We start from the raw sequence: 19,113 nt of genomic DNA, 5'->3' as shown, positions 1-19,113 counted from the left end.
GACATCATCCCCCAGCTAGATCGACACGTGGCAACAGAGAAGCGTCCGTGACGAAGCGCTGGAACGATTTTTTATCCTGAGCATACAGATAGGCATCATCGGGATCGATCAACTTGCGCTGAATGCCGTCGAGCAGCGCCTGATCGAGCAACTGCATGCCCGCCTCGCGCCCGGTTTGCATCGCCGAAGGGATCTGATGGGTCTTATCGCTCAGCAGCATTTGCGCGACTGCAGGCGTCATCGACAGCGTCTCGACAACCGCACGACGTCCACCGCCCTCGGCCGAACGCACCAGTACCTGCGAGACCACTCCACGCAGATTGGTTGCGAGAAAATTCTTACCCTGTTCGCGCTGCTCGGCAGGTAGGGCGTCGATAATGCGGTCGATCGTCTTGACCGCGGTCGTGGTATGTAGCGTGGCGAGGACAAAGTGTCCGGTCTCGGCTGCGACCATCGCCATCATGATCGACTCTGCGTCGCGCAACTCGCCGACCATGATCACGTCCGGATCCTCGCGCAGCGCGGACCTCAAGCCTTCGGTAAAACTGCGCACGTGTGTGCCGATCTCACGCTGAATGATCTGCGCACGCTTGCTTTCATGGATAAATTCGATCGGATCTTCAAGCGTGAGTATATTCACCGCTTCACGATCGTTGATCAGATCCAGCATGGCGGCCAACGTGGTGGATTTGCCCGTTCCAGTCGACCCGGTGACCAGCAACATGCCTTGGCGGTGCTCGGCCAACCTATGCACCACAGGCGGCAGACCCAGTTCGTTCAGACTGGGGACCTTGGAAGGGATGTAACGGAAGGTAGCGCCGATTCCACCAGCCTTGCGGAACACGTTGGCACGAAAGCGCCCGACACCCTCGGCCATATATGAAAAATCGAGGTCCTGACCCTTGCGATAGCGCGCCTTGAGATTCTCGCTGAGGATCTCAAAAAGGTAACCCAGTAGCTCACGGTCCCCAAGCTCGCGAAAACGGATCGGCATGATTTCGCCATTCATACGCAGCATGGGGGGGACACCCACCGCCAAGTGCACATCGGAACAGCCTTGCTCGCGACCCAGTTTCAAGAACGCATCGATGCGCGCCATGCGATTCCCTGCCGTTCGTCACATGCGATGCGGCTGCATGAAGGGTTCGAGTGTATGCCTGACCTCGCGCATGCTGCGGAAACGCTGTTCGGGCTCTACTGCCATCATGCGGGCTACCAATGCGCTCAGGGTACGGGAAATTTCTGGGTTCTGTTCGTGCAACGGTTTCGCGCCACCTTGGACGTGCTGATACATCACAGCGACATTGTCATCGCCGCTGAAGGGCGCCGTGCCGGCTAGCATTTCGTAGAGGATGACACCCAAGCTGTAAATATCGGTGCGTTCGTCGATAGCCTTGCCCAGCACCTGCTCTGGAGCCATGTAGCGCGGCGTGCCGACCAGCAGGCCGGTGCGCGTGAGCCGCGTATCGGCACTGTCCACCGCAGCGGCAACACCGAAATCCACGATTTTAACCAAATTGTGTTCATTGATGAGGATGTTCCCGGGCTTGAGATCTCGGTGAACAATCCCGATGGCATGCGCTGCAGTCATGCCGGCGGCGACCTCATGTGCGATGTGCATGGCACGGTCCAAACTTAATGGCACACGGGCCTTGACCTCGGCGGAAAGTGCAGTGGAAGGGAAATATTCCATGCTGATCACGTACAAACCGCCCATCATGAAGAAATCATAGATGCGGATGACGTTATGGTGCTCGATACGCTTGGCGAAGTGATGCTCACGCTGGAAGCGGCGGACCATATTTTCATCCACCGCCATTTGCGGATGCAGGAACTTGAGAATCACTTGTTCACCGCGTTGCAGATCGTCGGCCAAGGTCACCGTACCGAAGGCACCCCGGCCCACCCGGCGAATATGCCGGTAACGATCACCCAGCAACTCCCCGGCACGCAGCAGCTTAAGTTTGATCGGCGGGCCGGCAACAGCGGGTATCATGCTACTGGCATCGGAGGTGCTCGCCGAAGGGTTGCTGGCCAAGGATCCAGAAGTCTCATCCGCTGCTCGCGTGCTGCCATTTCGCAAGGCGGCGTAGCGATCAGTCAATCGGCTGGCACAATCGCGAGCCAGATCCCGCACCTCTTCCTCTGGCGCGCTTTGCGCTGCCGTTTCTAGCAGGGCTTGAATTTCCGGGGCTCGTTCCGCATCGGCCAGCTCCACCAATGCAAGCATGGCCTCACTGCGCACCGCGGGCTCGGGTCGACGCAGCTGCGCTGTCACCGCCTCGATCTGCTCGGGACCGCCGAGTTGCGACAATGCGCGGAGCACCGCTACCGCTGTAGACCCATCACGTTCGAGCAAGGGCAGAAGTGCTGGCAATGCAGCCTTGTTGCCTAGCTTGGCGAGCGCATCAACTGCCCGCTCGCGCACCCACCAGTCGGTATCCGCCAACGCGTCGACCAGGTGACGGAACGAGGCCTCGTCCTTGATCGAGTTCATGATCTCGACGGCTGCGCGGCGTACGAATTCGTCATCGTCGCGCAACAGGGATACCACCGCCTGGATCACACGGCTGCCGCCGATTCGTGCCAATGCGTCTGCGGCACGCGCACGCACCCACCAATCGTCGTCCTTGATGGATTGCAGCAAGGTCTTGATCGAGTGTGTATCGCCGATCTCATTGAGAATTTCCACGCCGGCACGCCTGACGTATTCGGATTCGTCGCGTAATACATCGATCAGGTATTCCAGGGTCTGCGGGTCACGCATTTGCACGATGGCATCAACCGCACAAGCCTGAATGCCGATATCGCTGTCGTGCAACAAATGAAACAGGATTTCGAGATCGAGCGCGCCTGGATAGGCGGCAAGTGCATTCAGAGCCAGCTGTCTGACCGTCTTGCCCGGGTCGTCGAGCATACGGCGAAGCGCTTCATGTGCCTTTGGGTGATCGAACTTCCCGAGGATGCGCGCTACACCCTGGCGGATTTGCAGATCCTTCGCACTGGCACGGTTGACCAGTTCGGGAATCAGCTCAGGCTCGGCAATCTCGGCCAACAACCGGAATGCAACATTCCTCTCGCTGGGATCGAGGTGGCTGATCTGACGAAGCAAGCCATGCGCATCGAGTGCCTTGCCCTGGGCCGAAAGAATTTCCAGTAGCGCGGACTTGGGCACCGAGGGATCGGATAGAAAATCCAGCATTCGGTTGGGATCGTAACCACGCCCCGTACGCAACACCTCGACCACCGCCTGCGACAACCGTGGCTCGCCTGCAGTCAGGATGCGATAGAAAGTGGGCAGCGTATCGTCATCCAACAGCCGCGTGAGCACCTGCATCAGTTTTGTTTTATTGCCGCCGACCCCGTCACCATCTGTCAGAAGCCTCACCAAGCGAGGTATGGCCTCACCCGAGCATTCGCGTAAACGTTCAAGCGCCTGCACGCCCTCGACTGAGCCGATCTGCTTGACGGCCAGCATTTGCGCAATACGTCGTTCGGCGCGGAAATCTCGAAACAGACTCATAGATATTTTCGGCCGGTGCTCAATCTGTGGGTATAGCTCGCACGACATAGGCCTTGTTGATCAAGGCTACTGAGCCGTCGTCTAGAAAAATGCGGACGAAGCGGTCGACGTGCACATTTAGATAATCTAGCAGTCGGCCTCGGTCGGGAGGCAAATTCTCCCGTATGGTACCGACAAATACGGACCCATCCATCAGTCCAAACTCACCGCGCAACGATACTTCGGCAGGTAATGCATATTCTGCCGGCGCTTCGTATTCCATGCGCACCAGTGCATTTTTGTTGTAAAACCGCAATTCCCCGCCATGGCATTGGCAAGGGAAAAACGGCTGGGGTTGATTCATCAAGCTTACAGGCAATTCTGCAGCCTCTTCACCCGGCCTTTCCGACATTAGATATATTCCGGCCAGCACCTGCCCCTCCGGATGAATCCACATCCGCACCTGCTGCAAGGTTTTGGGAATCACCCAGGCTTGCTCGACCATAACCGCTCCCTGAATACGCGCCGGCTTATTCTCTGAATCGCCCGTATGTGCGCATGCGAATGCGCACAAGCAAAATTAACATGGTAAGCGCTTGTATTGCCATACAAACACTTAAAGGCCCTTTCTAATATTGCCGTCAACCAAAGTATTTTGAGCGTGCAAAAAAAAAGAGCCCCGCTTGCAGCGGGGCTCTCTCATGGCTTGGATGGGAATCCAAGCTTACATCATACCCATTCCACCCATACCGCCCATGTCACCCATACCGCCACCAGCCGGCATCGGCTCATCCTTCTTCGGCAATTCGGCGACCATCGCTTCGGTGGTGATGATCAGACCAGCCACGGAGGCTGCGTTCTGCAGCGCAGAACGGGTGACCTTGGTCGGATCGAGGATACCCATTGCGACCATGTCGCCGTACTCGCCGGTACCTGCGTTATAGCCGAAATTACCCTCACCTTCACGCACCGTGTTCAACACGACCGACTGCTCTTCGCCGGCGTTGGCGACGATCTGGCGCAGCGGCTCCTCCATTGCGCGACGCGCAATGCTGATGCCCGCATCCTGATCGTGGTTGTCGCCGGTCAGTGCATGAATCGCGGCCAGGGCGCGCACCAGGGCGACGCCGCCGCCAGGCACCACGCCTTCTTCCACCGCCGCACGCGTGGCGTGCAGGGCGTCTTCGACGCGCGCCTTCTTCTCCTTCATCTCGACCTCGGTCGCGGCACCGACCTTGATCACAGCCACACCGCCGGCCAGCTTGGCCACGCGCTCCTGCAGCTTCTCGCGGTCGTAGTCGGAGCTGGCTTCCTCGATCTGCGCACGGATCTGCTCGACGCGGGCCTTGATGTCGACCTCGGAACCGGCGCCGTCGATGATGGTGGTGTTTTCCTTGCTGACCTGGATCTTCTTGGCACGGCCGAGATCTTCCAGGGAAGCCTTCTCCAGCGACAGGCCAACCTCTTCCGAGATCACCTGGCCGCCGGTCAGGACGGCGATGTCCTGCAGCATGGCCTTGCGACGGTCGCCGAAGCCCGGGGCCTTGACGGCCGCGACCTTGACGATACCGCGGATGCTGTTGACCACCAGGGTGGCCAGCGCCTCGCCCTCGACGTCCTCGGCGATGATCAGCAGGGGCTTGCCGGACTTGGCGACGCCCTCGAGCACGGGCAGCATTTCGCGGATGTTGGAGATCTTCTTGTCGTACAGCAGGATGAAGGGATCGTCCAGCTCGGCCGACATGCTCTGCTGGTTGTTCACGAAGTAAGGCGACAGGTAGCCGCGATCGAACTGCATACCCTCGACCACGTCCAGGTCGTTCTCGAGACCGGAACCCTCTTCGACCGTGATCACGCCCTCCTTGCCGACCTTCTCCATGGCCTCGGCGATGATGTTGCCGATCGAGGTGTCGGAGTTGGCGGAAATGGTCCCGACCTGGGCAATCGCCTTGTTGTCGGTGCAGGGCTTGGAAAGCTTCTTCAGCTCTTCGACGGCGGCAGCCACGGCCTTGTCGATGCCGCGCTTGAGGTCCATCGGGTTCATGCCGGCGGTCACCGACTTCATGCCTTCGCGGACGATGGCCTGGGCCAGCACAGTCGCGGTGGTGGTGCCGTCACCGGCCACATCGGAGGTCTGCGAAGAGACTTCCTTGACCATTTGCGCGCCCATGTTCTCGAATTTGTCCTCGAGTTCGATTTCCTTGGCGACGGAAACGCCGTCCTTGGTCACGGTCGGGGCACCGAAGGAGCGCTCCAGCACCACGTTGCGGCCCTTGGGACCCAGGGTGACCTTGACCGCATTGGCCAGGATATTGACGCCGCGCACCATGCGCGAGCGGGCGTCGTCGGAGAATTTGACTTCCTTTGCACTCATTGCCTGTTACCTCAGTCTGGTTCAGCTGTGGGTTCGTTCGTTATGAAGGACGATCAGCCTTCGATGACAGCGACGATGTCTTCCTCGCGCATCACGAGAAGTTCCTCGCCGTCGATCTTGATTTCGGTGCCCGCGTATTTGCCGAACAGCACCTTGTCGCCGACCTTGACGTCCAGCGGACGCACGTCGCCGTTCTCGAGGATCTTGCCCTTACCCGCGGCCAGAACCTCGCCGCGAACCGGCTTTTCGGTCGCCGAATCGGGAATCACGATACCGCCGGGACTGGTGCGCTCTTCTTCCATGCGCTTGACGACCACGCGATCATGCAAAGGGCGAATGTTCATGTGCTTACGACTCCTTTATCTCAGGTTGAAACCACTGTGAATCTGGGCGATTGGTTAGCACTCCTCACAGGAGAGTGCTAATGATAGTGGCGAGTTATGCAAAATCAAGGGGAGATACCGCACTTCATTCAAGATTCACGATCATGCGGGATATCCCGACTGTCACCTTCGATGACGCGACCGCCGGGGGCGCCCGGGCCGCGGCCGGACATGCGGACCTCGACGACCAGACGGCGCAACCAGAAGGCGACAATCCGCCGCCTGAGCGGCGGGATCAGACACAGCACACCCAGTACGTCGGTGATCGGACCGGGAATCAGCAACAGGACAGCGCCCAGCAGGATCACCACACCTTCGATCATCTCTTGGGCCGGCACCTCGCCGCGCGCCAGGCTCTGCTGCATCCGTCGATAGTTGTTCAGCCCCTGGTAGCGCAACAGATAAGCGCCAAGCAGGGCGGTACCGACCACCAGCGCAACCGTAGGCAGTGCGCCGATCAGCGTGCCCAGCTCAATCAGCAGATATAACTCGATCAGCGGGAAGCCGAGCAGCAAGAAGACAAAAAGCGGGAATGGTCGCATGAATCTTTTGCGGCGGCACTGCCGCCTCTGCGGGTGACCCATCCCATCGTTGGGGCGCGTGGCGGGGTTTTCAAGCACGCGGCTGAAATAATCGGGACTCTGCGAACGTCTATACATGTAACCGCGAGCATCGTGATAACCCGCAATGTCGGCCGACTGGCCATATCAATCCCAGTGCACGGCAAAGTTGAACTGATGATACGCTTCGCGCCGGGCCCGACCACCGCGCATCACATCACAGCCCCGCATTCGTCGACCTCCCGGGAGAAGATCACCATGACTGACGCTCTGCTGGTATTCACCACCTTTCCCGAAGCGGAGGGTGCCGCCCGCTTGGCCACGCAGCTGGTGCGCGACAAGCTAGCCGCGTGCGTCAACGTGTTGCCAGCGATGCAATCCTTCTATGTCTGGCAAGACCAGGAAACATCGGGCAGCGAGCACCTGCTGCTGATCAAGACCCGTGATGCCCTGTACCCGCAGCTTGAGGCCGCCATCCTCGCGGCCCACCCCTACGAACTCCCGGAAATCATCGCCACATCCATCCACCGCGGCCTCCCCGGCTACCTCAACTGGATAGAAGCAAGCACATCATGATGAAGACATTCCTGCCGATTCTGCTCGCCCTCACCCTCCTGCCGGCCACCGCGTCGGCCGAACAGGATGCCGGCGGCAGCATCCTGCCGCCGGAACAGGCCTTCCCGGCCAGCGCCACTGCCTTGTCCGCAGACACCGTCGCAGTGCGCTGGAACACCGTGCCCGGACATTATCTGTATCGCGACAAATTCGGTTTCAAGAGCGCCACACCCGGTATCACGCTGGGCACGCCGCGAATTCCCACAGGCAAGACCAAGCATGACGACACCTTCGGCAAGGTCGAGGTCTTCACTCACCCGGTCACGGTACGCCTGCCGATCACGCGCACTGCCGGCGCACCGGACACCCTGACCCTTGAGGCCACCGCCCAGGGTTGTGCCGAACAAAGCGTGTGCTATCCGCCGTTCACGCAGACACTCAAGGTAGCGCTACCCACAGCACAGGCAACCCCATCCACTGCCACCAACTCCGGCAGACTTGCCGCCCTCACCGCCAACCTGAACAACGAGGCTCAGGGCAAGTTCCTACAACCCGACCAGGCATTCCAGTTCTCCCTGAAGCAGGGCAAACAGGGCGAACTGATCGCCCACTGGGGCATCGCGCCGGGATATCACCTCTACCGCAACCAGATCAAGGTCACCTTGATCAGGGGGCAGGGCCTCAACCTCGGCAAGCTCGATCTGCCTCCGGGTAAGACCGTGAATGACCCGGTCCTGGGTCGCGAGGTCATATACGAACATCCATTCGATGTCACCCTGCCGATCCAGCGCGCATCGGACGCCGCCAGCGAAGGCGTGCTCAAGGTCCACTACCAGGGCTGCGCCGACAAGGGCATCTGCTACGCGCCGATCACCAAGACGGTGGACTTCACTCTGCCTGCGGGCGGCACGACGATGCCGGGAAGCGCGGGAACCGCGTCCACGGCCTCGCCAGCTGCCGCATCCAGCGGGGCAAGCGCCCCGCAACAGAGCGCACCGGCGACCAACGAGCAGGACCGTCTGGCCAATTTCCTACTACACAAACCCCTGTGGATGAGTCTCGGCCTGTTTTTCCTGCTCGGCCTAGGACTCGCCTTCACCCCGTGCATCTTCCCGCTGTTCCCGATTCTTTCCGGCATCATCGTCGGGCAGCGCGAGACGCCCTCGCCCGGGCATACCTTTCTGCTGTCGCTGGTCTACGTGCTCGCGATGGCGCTGACCTACACGGTCGCCGGCGTGGCCGTGGGTCTCACCGGCGCGAGTATCCAGGCCTGGTTCCAGAACCCCTGGGTACTCTCGACTTTCGCTGCGATCTTTGTGCTGTTGTCGCTGTCGATGTTCGGTTTCTACGACCTGCAGATGCCGAACTTTATACAGAGCCGGGTCACCGAGATCAGCAACCGGCAGAAGGGCGGATCGCTGATCGGCGTCGGCGTCATGGGCTTTCTCTCCGCGCTCATTGTCGGTCCCTGCGTGACTGCCCCATTGGTCGCCACCCTCATCGTGATCGCAAATACCGGCGATGCCCTGCTTGGCGGACTCAGCCTGTTCTCGCTGAGCATGGGCATGGGTTTGCCGCTGTTGATCGTGTGCACCGCCTGCGGACGCTTCCTACCCAAGGCCGGACCCTGGATGGACGGCATCAAGGGCGCCTTCGGCGTGCTCATGCTGGGCGTCGCCATCTGGATGCTCTCGCGCTTCCTGCCCGCCTGGTCGACGGCCGTACTCACCGCCCTGCTGCTGCTCGTATCGAGCGTATACCTCGGTGCATTCGATCCGATCCGTACCGGCGTCGCCGGCTGGCACAAACTATGGAAGGGACTCGGCATCGTGCTCGCCCTGTGGGGAGCGCTGGTGCTGATCGGTGTCGCCGGGGGCGGCAGCAGCGTCTTCACGCCGCTGCAGGGGCTGAGCGTGGGCAGCGGCGGTGCGAAGACCGCCCAGGAGACCCGCTCGCTCGCATTCACCCGGATCAAGAACCTGAACGACCTCGACCGTGCGCTTGCCGCCGCCAAGGGCAAGCCGGTCATGCTCGATTTCTATGCCGCCTGGTGCGTCTCCTGCAAGGAACTCGAGGCCTATACCTTCTCCAATCATCAGGTACAGCAGGCCCTCTCCGGGTTCGTGTTGCTACAGGCCGACGTCACCGCCAACGATGCCGCCGACAAGGCCCTGCTCAAGCGCTTCGGGCTGTTCGGCCCGCCAGGCATCATCTTCTTCAACGCCAAGGGGCAAGAACAGCGCCAGCTGCAGGTGGTGGGTTACATGCCGCCGCAAACCTTCGTCAAACGGGTTGCCGCCGTGGGCGGTTGAGGGACAACGACCGCCGAACTGGGGCCATCGTCGGCGATACGGCGACGAACTGGACAGTTCTGCCCCTTTTCGGCACAATTCCGCGCTATTCAAGCCGCCCTCGTCGGCCAGAGCGCTCATGCCACAATTATTATTGATCAACGGCCCCAATCTGAATCTGCTTGGCAACCGCGAGCCAGGTGTCTACGGATCCCGGACACTTGATGACATCGTGGACGAGGTGCAGCGCCACGCTGCTTCGCTCGGCCTGGATCTAGTCCATTTTCAGTCGAACCACGAGGGTGAACTGGTCACACGCGTACAACAGGCATCCCGGGAAGGCGTGTCCTACATCGTGATTAACCCGGCGGCCTATACCCACACCAGCATCGCGCTGCGCGACGCGCTGCTCGCCAGCGATATCCCGTTCATCGAGGTGCATCTCTCCAACATCCACGCGCGGGAGTCTTTCCGCCGCCACTCGTACCTCTCCGATATCGCCAGCGGCGTGATCGTCGGCTTCGGCCCGTCGGGCTACCGCCTCGCGATCGACGCTGCCGCCTCGGCGCTAGGAATGCCCCGCTCAACCTAAGGTCCCAGCATGGATATCCGCAAAGTAAAAAAACTCATCGAACTGCTCGAATCCTCGGGTATCGCCGAAATCGAGATCAAAGAAGGGGAAGAATCGGTCCGCATCAGTCGGCAGACCACCAGCGCTGCCGCGGCTCCGGTGGTATACGCAGCACCTGCCGCACCGGTACCCAGTGCCACACCGCCCGCAAGCGCAGCCCCTGCGGAACCGGCAGAAACCGGCTCACTGCCCGAGGGACAAAGAGTCATATCGCCCATGGTCGGCACCTTCTACCGCGCATCCGCGCCCGACGCGACACCCTTCGTCGAGGTAGGGCAGAACGTAGCTGCCGGCGACACCCTGTGCATCATCGAGGCGATGAAGATGCTCAATCAGATCGAGGCCGAGCACAGCGGCGTCGTCAAGGCCATCCTGGTCGAAAACGGCCAGCCCGTCGAATATGGCGAGCCCCTGTTCATCATCGGCTGAGGAAAGCGCGTCTGCCCATGCTCAAGAAAGTCGTCATCGCCAACCGTGGCGAAATCGCCCTGCGAATCCTGCGCGCATGCCGTGAACTCGGCATCAAGACCGTCGCCGTTCACTCGGTAGTGGACCGCGACCTCAAGCATGTGCGCCTCGCGGACGAATCGGTATGCATCGGCCCCGCACCTTCGGCCGAGAGCTACCTCAACATCCCGGCGATCATCAGTGCGGCGGAGGTTACCGACGCCAACGCCATCCATCCGGGCTACGGCTTTCTCGCCGAAAATGCTGACTTCGCCGAACGCGTCGAATCCAGCGGATTCGTGTTCATCGGTCCCAAGGCGGAAACGATTCGCCTGATGGGCGACAAGGTGTCCGCCAAGCACGCCATGAAGGCGGCTGGCGTTCCCTGCGTGCCCGGCTCGGACGGCCCACTCGGCGACCAGGCCGAGGAAAACCTGCGCCTCGCCCGCGACATTGGCTTTCCGGTCATCATAAAGGCGGCAGGCGGTGGCGGCGGCCGCGGCATGCGCGTGGTGCATTCCGAGGGCAGCCTGCTCAATGCCATTGCGATGACCCGGGCCGAGGCGCAAACCGCCTTCGGCAATCCCACCGTCTATATGGAAAAGTACCTGGAAGCGCCGCGTCATATCGAATTTCAGGTGCTCGCCGACAACCACGGCAATGCCGTGCATCTGGGCGAACGCGACTGCTCGATGCAGCGACGCCACCAGAAGGTGGTGGAAGAAGCGCCAGCCCCCGGCATCAGCGAGCGCGACCGCAACCAACTCGGCGAACGTTTGGCAGAGGCCTGCCGCAAGATCGGCTACCGTGGCGCCGGCACCTTCGAATTCCTGTATGAAAACGGCGAATTCTATTTCATCGAGATGAATACCCGCGTGCAGGTCGAGCACCCGGTGACCGAGATGATCACCGGTCTCGACATCGTACGCCTGCAGCTGCAGATCGCCGGAGACGAGAAACTGCCGTTCCACCAGCGCGACATCACCTTCCGCGGGCATGCCATCGAATGCCGCATCAACGCCGAGGACCCGCACAACTTCACCCCCTCGCCGGGCACCATTACGCAGTACCATGCTCCAGGCGGCCCGGGCATCCGGGTCGACTCGCACATCTACAACGGCTACCGCGTCCCGCCGAACTACGATTCCCTGATCGGCAAGCTCATCGCCTACGGCGACAATCGTAAAACCGCCCTGGCACGCATGCGCGGCGCCCTGCAGGAAATCGTCATCGACGGCATCAAGACGAACATACCCCTACACCAGGAAATCATCGCCGACACCGCGTTCGTCGAGGGCGGTACGAACATCCATTATCTGGAAAAGAAACTCGGCCTCTAGCTTCCCGCCGACGCCCCGACATGCCCTGGCAGAATCTCACCCTGACCACCCCGGCCGACCGAGCCGGGGAGATCGAACAGCGGCTCGAGCAGGCTGGCGCCCTCTCGGTCACGCTCGGCGATGCTGGCGACAACCCCGTGCTGGAACCTGGCCCGGGCGAAACCCCGCTGTGGCCTGAGATTACTCTGACTGCGCTATTCCCCGCCGTCACACCGCTCGAAGCCCTCGGCATGGCGCTGTGCGCCGAGTTTGCCCTGCAACAGCCCGCGCGCATCGCTAAGGTCGAGGACCAGGACTGGACGCGGACCTGGATGGGCGATTTCCAGCCGATGCGCTTCGGTGAACGGCTCTGGGTCTGCCCGAGCTGGTGCGACCCACCCGATCCCCTGGCGGTCAATCTGTGCCTCGACCCTGGACTTGCCTTCGGCACCGGCACGCACCCAACCACGGCACTCTGTCTGCAGTGGCTCGACCGACATGCGCAAGCCGGTACTCGCGTGCTGGATTACGGTTGCGGCTCTGGCGTGCTCGCCATCGCAGCGCTCAAACTAGGCGCCCGTGAGGCCTGGGGTGTGGATATCGACCCGCAGGCACTGACCGCCACCCGCGACAACGCCGCGCGCAATGATATCGACGATAACGTTCTGCACACCTCCCTGCCGGAAGTCCTCGGCGACTGGCAGGCCGACCTCGTCGTCGCCAATATCCTCTCTGGCCCGCTGATCGCCCTGGCCGACACGCTCATCGCGCATATCAAGCCCGGTGGACAGTTGCTCCTCTCAGGCATCCTCGATACCCAGGCCGAAGCGACAGGCGCAGCCTATGCGGAACGCATCGACTGGAGCATACCCGAAACCCTGGAAGGCTGGGTTCGTCTGTCCGGGCGCCTACGTGACTGACAGGCTATGCCGCCCACGCGGCAGGCCTTATGCTTAACCTGCCATGTACGTCGAGTGCCCCCAGTGCCATGCCCTGTACCGAATCAGCCGCCACCAACTGACGGCCGCTGACGGCTGGGTGCGTTGCGGAGAATGCAGCCATGTGTTCGAGGCTCGGGAAACACTCTCGGACGAGGATGAACATCACCCCCAGCTGCCGCTCGGTATCCCCGATACGCTCCCTCCCCCGCCAAGAACGCCCGAACCGGAGTCTGAGAGCGCCGACATTGGGGAGCCTGATGCGGACATCATCCCCGAAGCCAGAACACGAAAGCCGCGCCGGGGACGCTGGCTTTCAACCCTATTGTGGAGCCTCGGCATCCTCGCGCTGCTCGCCTTGCTCGCTGGTCAGTATGTACTCAGCATCCGCGGCCAGCTCGCGCAGACACCTGCCGTGCGCCCCTGGCTGCAACAGCTGTGCCGAATTCGTGGCTGCACGCTCCCCCCGCTACGCGCACTCAATCGGATCGAACTGCTCAGTCGCAACGTATTCACGCACCCCAACATCCCGCATGCCTTGATGCTCACGGCCACCATCGACAATACCGCCCCCTTCCCACAACCCTACCCGCTGCTGGAGATCAGTTTTTCCAACCTGCAAGGCAAGTTGGTGGCGATCGGCCGCTTCAAACCGGCTCAGTACCTACCCAGCAACATCAACCCGGCATTGCCGATGCCACCCAACACTCCGATAGAAATCAGTGTATCGTTTAGGGACCCAGGACCGCAGGCCATCAGTTACGAATTCAGCTTCCACTGAAGCACCGTACAGGCCCGACCTCCCGAGGAAAACGTAAGCTCGTCTTTACAATCCAGACCCGCTCAACTATGTTTTCCTGATTTCCTGGCCTACCCCTCTCCGACACAGATGCAGATCGGCGCGCACACTATTTCAAACCGTCTCATCCTCGCGCCGATGGCCGGCGTCACTGATCGCCCTTTTCGCAATCTTTGCCGCCGTCTGGGTGCGGGCATGGCCGTATCCGAAATGGTGACCGTGCGGCCCGACCTGCGCGGCAGCACCAAGACCCGCCTGCGACTCGATCACGCCGGCGAAACCGGCATCCGCAGCGTGCAGATTGCGGGCGCCGATCCCGCAATGATGGCCGAAGCGGCGCGTATCAATGCCGCCGAGGGCGCCCAGATCATCGACATCAACATGGGCTGTCCTGCCAAGAAAGTCTGCAACAAGGCCGCCGGCTCCGCCCTCATGCGTGACGAGGATCTCATTCGCCGCATCCTCGAAGCCGTGGTCTCGGCGGTCGAGATCCCGGTCACGCTCAAGATTCGCACGGGTTGGTCGCCCGAGCAGCGCAATGCCGTCCGCGTGGCCCAGATTGCCGAGGAAGTCGGGATCGCCGCTCTCGCGGTACACGGACGCACGCGCGCCTGCGCCTACTCCGGCGAGGCTGAATACGCCACGATCCGGGCAGTCAAGTCGGCCGTGTCTATCCCGGTTGTCGCCAACGGCGATGTCGATACACCGGAAAAGGCGCGGATGGTGCTGGATGCCACCGCTGCCGACGCACTGATGATCGGTCGCGCCGCCCAGGGCAATCCCTGGATCTTTCGCGAAATCGAACGTTACCTGCACACCGGCCAGCGACTGGAACAGGCAGGCCAGGACGAGACCCGGGACACGCTGCTCGAGCACGTCTGCACCCTGTACGATTTTTATGGCGAAGAGCGCGGTTACCGGGTCGCACGCAAACACATTGGCTGGTATCTTAGGGCGCTGACGATAAGAACAGCGCGTGACGACGTTGCCGCATGGAGCAAACGCATCCTGGGTGCGGAGGGCAGCACTGCGCAATACCGTCTGATCGAGTCCTTTTTCCAGTACAACCATTCAAGGGGGCTTGCTGCATGAACGCACCACCGTCTACGAAACTGGCCAAGTCCTTCAGTGAGCCTGCGCCTGCGCACACGCCCCCGCCGCTCTCCGAAGCGGTCCGTCACTCGTTGCAGCATTACTTCGAGACCTTGAACGGCTACGAACCCAGCGACCTTTATCGTCTGGTGCTGAGCGAGGTCGAACGCCCGTTGCTGGAAACGGTACTGATTCAGTGCCGCGGCAACCAATGCCGGGCCGCAGCCTACCTGGGCATCAGCCGAGGCACACTGCGAAAGAAGCTGCAGGATCACGGGCTCAACTGACGCCCTGCATGAATGCAGTCGTGCCGCTATACTGCGCGGCTTTCCTGAAGCGGCGGAACCACCCATGCAAGACAAGCGACCCATCGCCAGAGCGCTGATCAGCGTTTCCGACAAGACCGGCATCGAAACACTCGCACAGGCGCTCGTCGAACTGGGCATCGAACTACTCTCCACCGGCGGCACCGCGCGCAGCCTGAAGGCGGCCGGCCTGCCCGTACTGGACGTGTCCGAGCACACCCGCTTTCCGGAAATGATGGACGGCCGCGTCAAGACCCTGCACCCCAAGATCCACGGCGGCATTCTCGGACGCCGCGGCATCGACGACGAGATCATGGCCGAACACGACATCGGCGCCATCGACCTCGTGGTGGTCAACCTCTACCCCTTCGAAGCGACCGTCGCCAATCCCGACTGCCCCCTGGCCGAGGCGATCGAGCAGATCGACATCGGTGGCCCGGCCATGGTCCGTGCCGCAGCCAAGAACCACGCCGACGTCGCCGTGGTCGTCGACCCGGCGGACTATGTGGGACTCGTCGAGGAATTGCGCCAGGCCGGCGGCACGTGCCTGCAGACCCGCTTCGCGCTGGCCGCCAAGGCCTTCGCCCACACCGCCCGCTATGACGGCATGGTCGCGAACTATCTCGGTGCGATCGCAGCCGACGGCAGCCGCGCGCCCTTCCCGGACACGCTCAGCCTGCAGTTCGACAAGGCGGAGGATCTGCGCTACGGCGAAAACCCCCATCAGCGCGCGGCCTTCTACCGCGAACGCAACCTGGCCGAGGCCAGCGTCGCCAGCGCCCGTCAGCTGCAGGGCAAGGCGCTGTCCTTCAACAACATCGCCGACACCGATGCGGCGCTGGAATGCGTCAAGCAGTTCGACGCCCCGGCCTGCGTCATCGTCAAGCATGCCAACCCCTGCGGGGTCGCCGTCGCGCCGAATCTGCTGACCGCCTACGAACGTGCCTACCAGACAGACCCGACCTCGGCCTTCGGCGGCATCATCGCCTTCAACCGCCCGCTGGACGGCGATACCGCCCACGCCATCGTCAGCCGCCAGTTCGTCGAGGTCATCATCGCCCCCGAAATCACGCCGGCGGCCGCGCATGCGGTGGCCGAGAAGAAAAACGTGCGCCTGCTGGCCAGCGGTCAGTGGGATGCACCGCAGCCCGGGTTCGACTTCAAGCGCGTCAACGGCGGCCTGCTGGTGCAGGATCGCGATCTGGCGGCCGTAATGGCCGATGAGCTCAAGACCGTGACCCGTCGCGCACCCGAAGCTCAGGAACTCGAGGACCTGCTATTCGCCTGGCGGGTCGCCAAGTTCGTAAAATCGAACGCCATCGTCTACGTGCGCGACCGCCAAACGGTCGGCGTCGGCGCCGGGCAGATGAGCCGGGTCTACTCCGCGCGCATCGCCGGCATCAAGGCGGCAGACGAGGGCCTGGCTGTATCCGGCACCGTAATGGCTTCGGACGCGTTCTTCCCCTTCCGCGACGGCATCGACGCTGCAGCAGAGGCCGGCATCACCGCCGTCATCCAGCCCGGCGGCTCGATGCGCGACGAAGAAGTGATCGCTGCCGCCAATGAACACGGTATGGCCATGGTGTTCACAGGAGTTCGCCACTTCCGCCATTGAGGCTGCCACGCTAGGATGGCGGCATGAACGATGATTCTCCGCAAGGAGACGAAGAAAGCGACGCAACAACCGGGCTTCCACAGCACTGGCTGTTCGACCTGCACAGACTGACCGTGGATCACTTCGACGACGCGGATGCGTTCGCCGAAGGCTGCCTCGAAGCCGGTCGGCAGCTACTCGGCCTGAACACCGCAGCGATCGGCCGCGTCGAGAACGGCGCCTACACCTTGTTGCACATTCGCGTCGAATATCCCGAACAATTTACGCTCGAACGGCACCCCCTCGCAGGTACTTGCTGCGAGGCCGTCGCACGCTCGCATGCCACCGTCTGCCTGCCCTGCGGCGATGACCCGCCGTCACAACCGCTGAGACATCCGGCCTACCCCCAAGCGATATCCCTGGCCGCCTTCATCGGCACGCCCATCATCGTCCGTGGAACGCTCTACGCCATCCTGAGCTTCAGCAGCGAGACATCACCCGAAAATGAATTCGGTGCAACGCAGGCCATGCTCGTTGAATTCATGGCCAGCCTGCTCGGTCGCTTCATGGAACGGGGCCTGCTTGATCGCGAACGAGAAACAGCGCTTCGGCATATGGATGAACGGCAGGCCTTGCTCGAAGTTGGGTTTCATCATGGCTTGGTCGGCAGGGCTGTGGTGGATGTCGACAACAGCCGAATCACCGACGTCAATCCCGCGCTTTGTCGCATGCTGGGCTATCCGCACAACGAACTACTCGACAACCCCTTCGAACGCTTCACCCACCCCGAAGACCGAGGTCTAACCGCCCCGGAAATCCGCAAACTGGTGCGCGGCAACTGCGATGCCTTCGAAATGGAAAAACGCTACGTCCATCACGACGGACATACCGTACATGCCCATGTCGGCATCGCCGTACTCAGGGACGCGGCCGGCCATGCACGCTATCTGATCGGTGATCTTCTGGATGTCACCGAACACAAGAATTCCGAACGAGCCCTGCGCGAGGCAATGCTCGATTTGACGCACCTGAGTGTCACCGATGCCCTGACCGGACTGCACAATCGACGCAGCCTGGACGAAGTGCTGAAAAAGGAAATCGCGCGCGCGAGACGCTCACATACCCCGCTTTCGCTGCTTCTGCTCGACATCGATCACTTCAAGCGCTACAACGACGCGCACGGCCATCCTGCTGGCGACCAGGCGCTGCGCCAATCTGCCCGTTTGATTCTCGAGGCCATTCGCACTACCGACCTGGCTACCCGCTATGGTGGGGAGGAGTTCGCCATCGTCCTGCCCGACACGCCGGCGACCCAGGCTGCAGTTCTGGCGGAGCGCTGCCGGCGCGCCTTTCTCGACGAGCCCTGGGACTTCGACGATCCGCTCACCGCAAGCTTCGGCGTTGCTGCACTCGGCGACCGGATGCAAAGTCCAGACGAACTGATCCAACGCGCCGACGAGGCACTCTACGAAGCCAAGGCTCAAGGCCGCAACCGCGTGATCACCGCTCGCCTCGACTAAACGCGTTCAGGCAAAAAACAGAATCTGCACCGCGACGGCAAGCAGCAGAATGCCGAAGATCCGCTTGAGCACCGCCACCGGCAGACGATGCGAAAGATGCACGCCGAGCGGGGCGAACAGCACCGCGCTGGCCGCGATCCCGGCCAGCGCGGGCAGCGAAACGTAACCCAGACTCCAGGCCGGCAGGGCCGCATCGTGCCAGCCAGAGACGACAAAGCCCGCAGCACCGAACAGAGCAAGTACGAAACCGAGCGCCGATGAGGCCGCCACGGCCCGCTTCATGTCGACATTGCACCAACTCAGGAACGGCACCGTCAGTGTACCTCCGCCGATGCCCACCAGCGCGGACACCGTACCGATGCCAACGCCCACCGCCCACAAACCTGGCGTCGATGGCAGTCCACGGCTGCCCGGGGGGCGCCAGTTGAGCAGCAGTTGGATCGAAGCCAGGATGAGGAAAACGCCAAAGGTCAGGCGCAGCCAGTACCCAGGAATCCATCCCGCGACGTAACCACTGATGAAACTGCCCACTACCACCGCGGGCGACAGCGCTCGCACAAGCGGCCAATCGATCGCCTTCTTGCGTTGCTGCGCACGCACCGCAGACAGCGAGGTGAACACGATGGTCGCAAGCGACGTGCCGATGGCCAGATGGGTAATTACACCCGGCGGAAACTTGAGATAGGCGAAAGCGGCCAGCAGCACCGGCACCACCACAATGCCTCCGCCTACACCCAGCATGCCGGCCAGCAATCCGGCGATCACGCCAAGTGCGAGAAACAGAAACAACGCAGCGAACATGG

Annotated in this window: 18 protein-coding genes; 11 read left to right on the top strand and 7 right to left on the bottom strand. The window is 61.8% G+C overall.

From position 1 onward, the window contains the following. Nucleotides 1-4: 4 nt before the first annotated feature. The 6 genes from BJI67_RS02980 to BJI67_RS02955 form a co-directional block, all read right to left on the bottom strand. The gene (locus BJI67_RS02980) at nucleotides 5-1,099 is read right to left on the bottom strand and encodes a type IV pilus twitching motility protein PilT (protein ID WP_070071763.1); all 1,095 of its coding nucleotides are present in this window, start codon (nucleotides 1,097-1,099) and stop codon (nucleotides 5-7) included. Between the two features lie 18 nt (nucleotides 1,100-1,117). Then, nucleotides 1,118-3,523 carry a HEAT repeat domain-containing protein gene (locus BJI67_RS02975; RefSeq protein ID WP_070071762.1) on the bottom strand — a complete coding sequence of 802 codons (2,406 nt, stop codon included), beginning with the start codon at nucleotides 3,521-3,523 and terminating at the stop codon, nucleotides 1,118-1,120. A 19-nt stretch (nucleotides 3,524-3,542) separates the two neighbouring features. Then, nucleotides 3,543-4,007: a hypothetical protein gene (locus BJI67_RS02970; protein ID WP_070071761.1), complete on the bottom strand. Its 465-nt coding sequence runs from the start codon at nucleotides 4,005-4,007 to the stop codon at nucleotides 3,543-3,545. Between the two features lie 219 nt (nucleotides 4,008-4,226). Beyond that, nucleotides 4,227-5,876: a chaperonin GroEL gene (groL, locus tag BJI67_RS02965; protein ID WP_070071760.1), complete on the bottom strand. Its 1,650-nt coding sequence runs from the start codon at nucleotides 5,874-5,876 to the stop codon at nucleotides 4,227-4,229. A gap of 53 nt (nucleotides 5,877-5,929) precedes the next feature. Next, nucleotides 5,930-6,220 (bottom strand): co-chaperone GroES, encoded by a 291-nt coding sequence (gene groES / locus BJI67_RS02960; RefSeq protein ID WP_070071759.1) that lies wholly within the window; start codon nucleotides 6,218-6,220, stop codon nucleotides 5,930-5,932. Between the two features lie 128 nt (nucleotides 6,221-6,348). Continuing rightward, the gene (locus tag BJI67_RS02955; RefSeq protein ID WP_070073914.1) at nucleotides 6,349-6,801 is read right to left on the bottom strand and encodes an FxsA family protein; all 453 of its coding nucleotides are present in this window, start codon (nucleotides 6,799-6,801) and stop codon (nucleotides 6,349-6,351) included. Nucleotides 6,802-7,077: 276 nt separating this feature from the next. On the opposite strand from BJI67_RS02955, the gene cutA reads away from it, so the two are divergent. From cutA to BJI67_RS02900, 11 genes are all read left to right on the top strand, one after another. Continuing rightward, entirely contained in the window at nucleotides 7,078-7,395 is a 318-nt protein-coding gene (gene cutA / locus BJI67_RS02950; RefSeq protein WP_070073913.1) for a divalent-cation tolerance protein CutA, read from the top strand. Further along, nucleotides 7,392-9,686 (top strand): protein-disulfide reductase DsbD, encoded by a 2,295-nt coding sequence (gene dsbD / locus BJI67_RS02945; RefSeq protein ID WP_083250587.1) that lies wholly within the window; start codon nucleotides 7,392-7,394, stop codon nucleotides 9,684-9,686. The genes cutA and dsbD overlap by 4 nt, the downstream gene beginning before the upstream one ends. 118 nt (nucleotides 9,687-9,804) lie before the next feature. Beyond that, nucleotides 9,805-10,257: a type II 3-dehydroquinate dehydratase gene (gene aroQ, locus BJI67_RS02940; RefSeq protein WP_070071757.1), complete on the top strand. Its 453-nt coding sequence runs from the start codon at nucleotides 9,805-9,807 to the stop codon at nucleotides 10,255-10,257. Nucleotides 10,258-10,266: 9 nt separating this feature from the next. Continuing rightward, a complete protein-coding gene (accB, locus tag BJI67_RS02935; protein WP_070071756.1) occupies nucleotides 10,267-10,725 on the top strand; it encodes an acetyl-CoA carboxylase biotin carboxyl carrier protein in 459 nt (152 codons plus the stop codon). 17 nt (nucleotides 10,726-10,742) lie between these two features. Continuing rightward, complete coding sequence (accC, locus tag BJI67_RS02930; RefSeq protein ID WP_070071755.1) at nucleotides 10,743-12,083, top strand: acetyl-CoA carboxylase biotin carboxylase subunit; 1,341 nt, start codon at nucleotides 10,743-10,745, stop codon at nucleotides 12,081-12,083. 20 nt (nucleotides 12,084-12,103) lie between these two features. Then, nucleotides 12,104-12,982 carry a 50S ribosomal protein L11 methyltransferase gene (gene prmA, locus BJI67_RS02925; RefSeq protein ID WP_070071754.1) on the top strand — a complete coding sequence of 293 codons (879 nt, stop codon included), beginning with the start codon at nucleotides 12,104-12,106 and terminating at the stop codon, nucleotides 12,980-12,982. A gap of 43 nt (nucleotides 12,983-13,025) precedes the next feature. Further along, nucleotides 13,026-13,781: a DUF3426 domain-containing protein gene (locus BJI67_RS16620; protein WP_083250586.1), complete on the top strand. Its 756-nt coding sequence runs from the start codon at nucleotides 13,026-13,028 to the stop codon at nucleotides 13,779-13,781. Nucleotides 13,782-13,889: 108 nt separating this feature from the next. Next, entirely contained in the window at nucleotides 13,890-14,891 is a 1,002-nt protein-coding gene (gene dusB / locus BJI67_RS02915; RefSeq protein WP_070071752.1) for a tRNA dihydrouridine synthase DusB, read from the top strand. Then, entirely contained in the window at nucleotides 14,888-15,178 is a 291-nt protein-coding gene (locus tag BJI67_RS02910) for a helix-turn-helix domain-containing protein (protein WP_083250585.1), read from the top strand. Before dusB ends, BJI67_RS02910 begins: the two co-directional genes overlap by 4 nt. A 64-nt stretch (nucleotides 15,179-15,242) precedes the next feature. Next, nucleotides 15,243-16,811: a bifunctional phosphoribosylaminoimidazolecarboxamide formyltransferase/IMP cyclohydrolase gene (purH, locus tag BJI67_RS02905; protein WP_070071751.1), complete on the top strand. Its 1,569-nt coding sequence runs from the start codon at nucleotides 15,243-15,245 to the stop codon at nucleotides 16,809-16,811. Between the two features lie 23 nt (nucleotides 16,812-16,834). Continuing rightward, nucleotides 16,835-18,310 carry a sensor domain-containing diguanylate cyclase gene (locus BJI67_RS02900; RefSeq protein WP_070071750.1) on the top strand — a complete coding sequence of 492 codons (1,476 nt, stop codon included), beginning with the start codon at nucleotides 16,835-16,837 and terminating at the stop codon, nucleotides 18,308-18,310. Between the two features lie 6 nt (nucleotides 18,311-18,316). Here the strand turns inward: BJI67_RS02900 and BJI67_RS02895 are convergent, their stop codons facing one another. Further along, on the bottom strand, nucleotides 18,317-19,111 hold the full coding sequence (locus BJI67_RS02895) for a sulfite exporter TauE/SafE family protein (RefSeq protein WP_070071749.1): 795 nt from the start codon (nucleotides 19,109-19,111) through the stop codon (nucleotides 18,317-18,319). Nucleotides 19,112-19,113 lie beyond the last annotated feature (2 nt).

Source organism: Acidihalobacter aeolianus (genome assembly GCF_001753165.1).
Classification (GTDB): domain Bacteria; phylum Pseudomonadota; class Gammaproteobacteria; order DSM-5130; family Acidihalobacteraceae; genus Acidihalobacter; species Acidihalobacter aeolianus.
Note: the sequence above shows the minus strand (reverse complement) of the source record. Positions and strands in the feature narration are given on the sequence as shown.

What these genes read in the sequence shown, in the direction of transcription:
- BJI67_RS02980 (WP_070071763.1), bottom strand. Translation starts at nt 1,099, where the DNA reads ATGGCGCGCATCGATGCGTTCTTGAAACTGGGTCGCGAGCAAGGCTGT.
- BJI67_RS02975 (WP_070071762.1), bottom strand. Translation starts at nt 3,523, where the DNA reads ATGAGTCTGTTTCGAGATTTCCGCGCCGAACGACGTATTGCGCAAATG.
- BJI67_RS02970 (WP_070071761.1), bottom strand. Translation starts at nt 4,007, where the DNA reads ATGGTCGAGCAAGCCTGGGTGATTCCCAAAACCTTGCAGCAGGTGCGG.
- groL (WP_070071760.1), bottom strand. Translation starts at nt 5,876, where the DNA reads ATGAGTGCAAAGGAAGTCAAATTCTCCGACGACGCCCGCTCGCGCATG.
- groES (WP_070071759.1), bottom strand. Translation starts at nt 6,220, where the DNA reads ATGAACATTCGCCCTTTGCATGATCGCGTGGTCGTCAAGCGCATGGAA.
- BJI67_RS02955 (WP_070073914.1), bottom strand. Translation starts at nt 6,801, where the DNA reads ATGCGACCATTCCCGCTTTTTGTCTTCTTGCTGCTCGGCTTCCCGCTG.
- cutA (WP_070073913.1), top strand. Translation starts at nt 7,078, where the DNA reads ATGACTGACGCTCTGCTGGTATTCACCACCTTTCCCGAAGCGGAGGGT.
- dsbD (WP_083250587.1), top strand. Translation starts at nt 7,392, where the DNA reads ATGATGAAGACATTCCTGCCGATTCTGCTCGCCCTCACCCTCCTGCCG.
- aroQ (WP_070071757.1), top strand. Translation starts at nt 9,805, where the DNA reads ATGCCACAATTATTATTGATCAACGGCCCCAATCTGAATCTGCTTGGC.
- accB (WP_070071756.1), top strand. Translation starts at nt 10,267, where the DNA reads ATGGATATCCGCAAAGTAAAAAAACTCATCGAACTGCTCGAATCCTCG.
- accC (WP_070071755.1), top strand. Translation starts at nt 10,743, where the DNA reads ATGCTCAAGAAAGTCGTCATCGCCAACCGTGGCGAAATCGCCCTGCGA.
- prmA (WP_070071754.1), top strand. Translation starts at nt 12,104, where the DNA reads ATGCCCTGGCAGAATCTCACCCTGACCACCCCGGCCGACCGAGCCGGG.
- BJI67_RS16620 (WP_083250586.1), top strand. Translation starts at nt 13,026, where the DNA reads ATGTACGTCGAGTGCCCCCAGTGCCATGCCCTGTACCGAATCAGCCGC.
- dusB (WP_070071752.1), top strand. Translation starts at nt 13,890, where the DNA reads ATGCAGATCGGCGCGCACACTATTTCAAACCGTCTCATCCTCGCGCCG.
- BJI67_RS02910 (WP_083250585.1), top strand. Translation starts at nt 14,888, where the DNA reads ATGAACGCACCACCGTCTACGAAACTGGCCAAGTCCTTCAGTGAGCCT.
- purH (WP_070071751.1), top strand. Translation starts at nt 15,243, where the DNA reads ATGCAAGACAAGCGACCCATCGCCAGAGCGCTGATCAGCGTTTCCGAC.
- BJI67_RS02900 (WP_070071750.1), top strand. Translation starts at nt 16,835, where the DNA reads ATGAACGATGATTCTCCGCAAGGAGACGAAGAAAGCGACGCAACAACC.
- BJI67_RS02895 (WP_070071749.1), bottom strand. Translation starts at nt 19,111, where the DNA reads ATGTTCGCTGCGTTGTTTCTGTTTCTCGCACTTGGCGTGATCGCCGGA.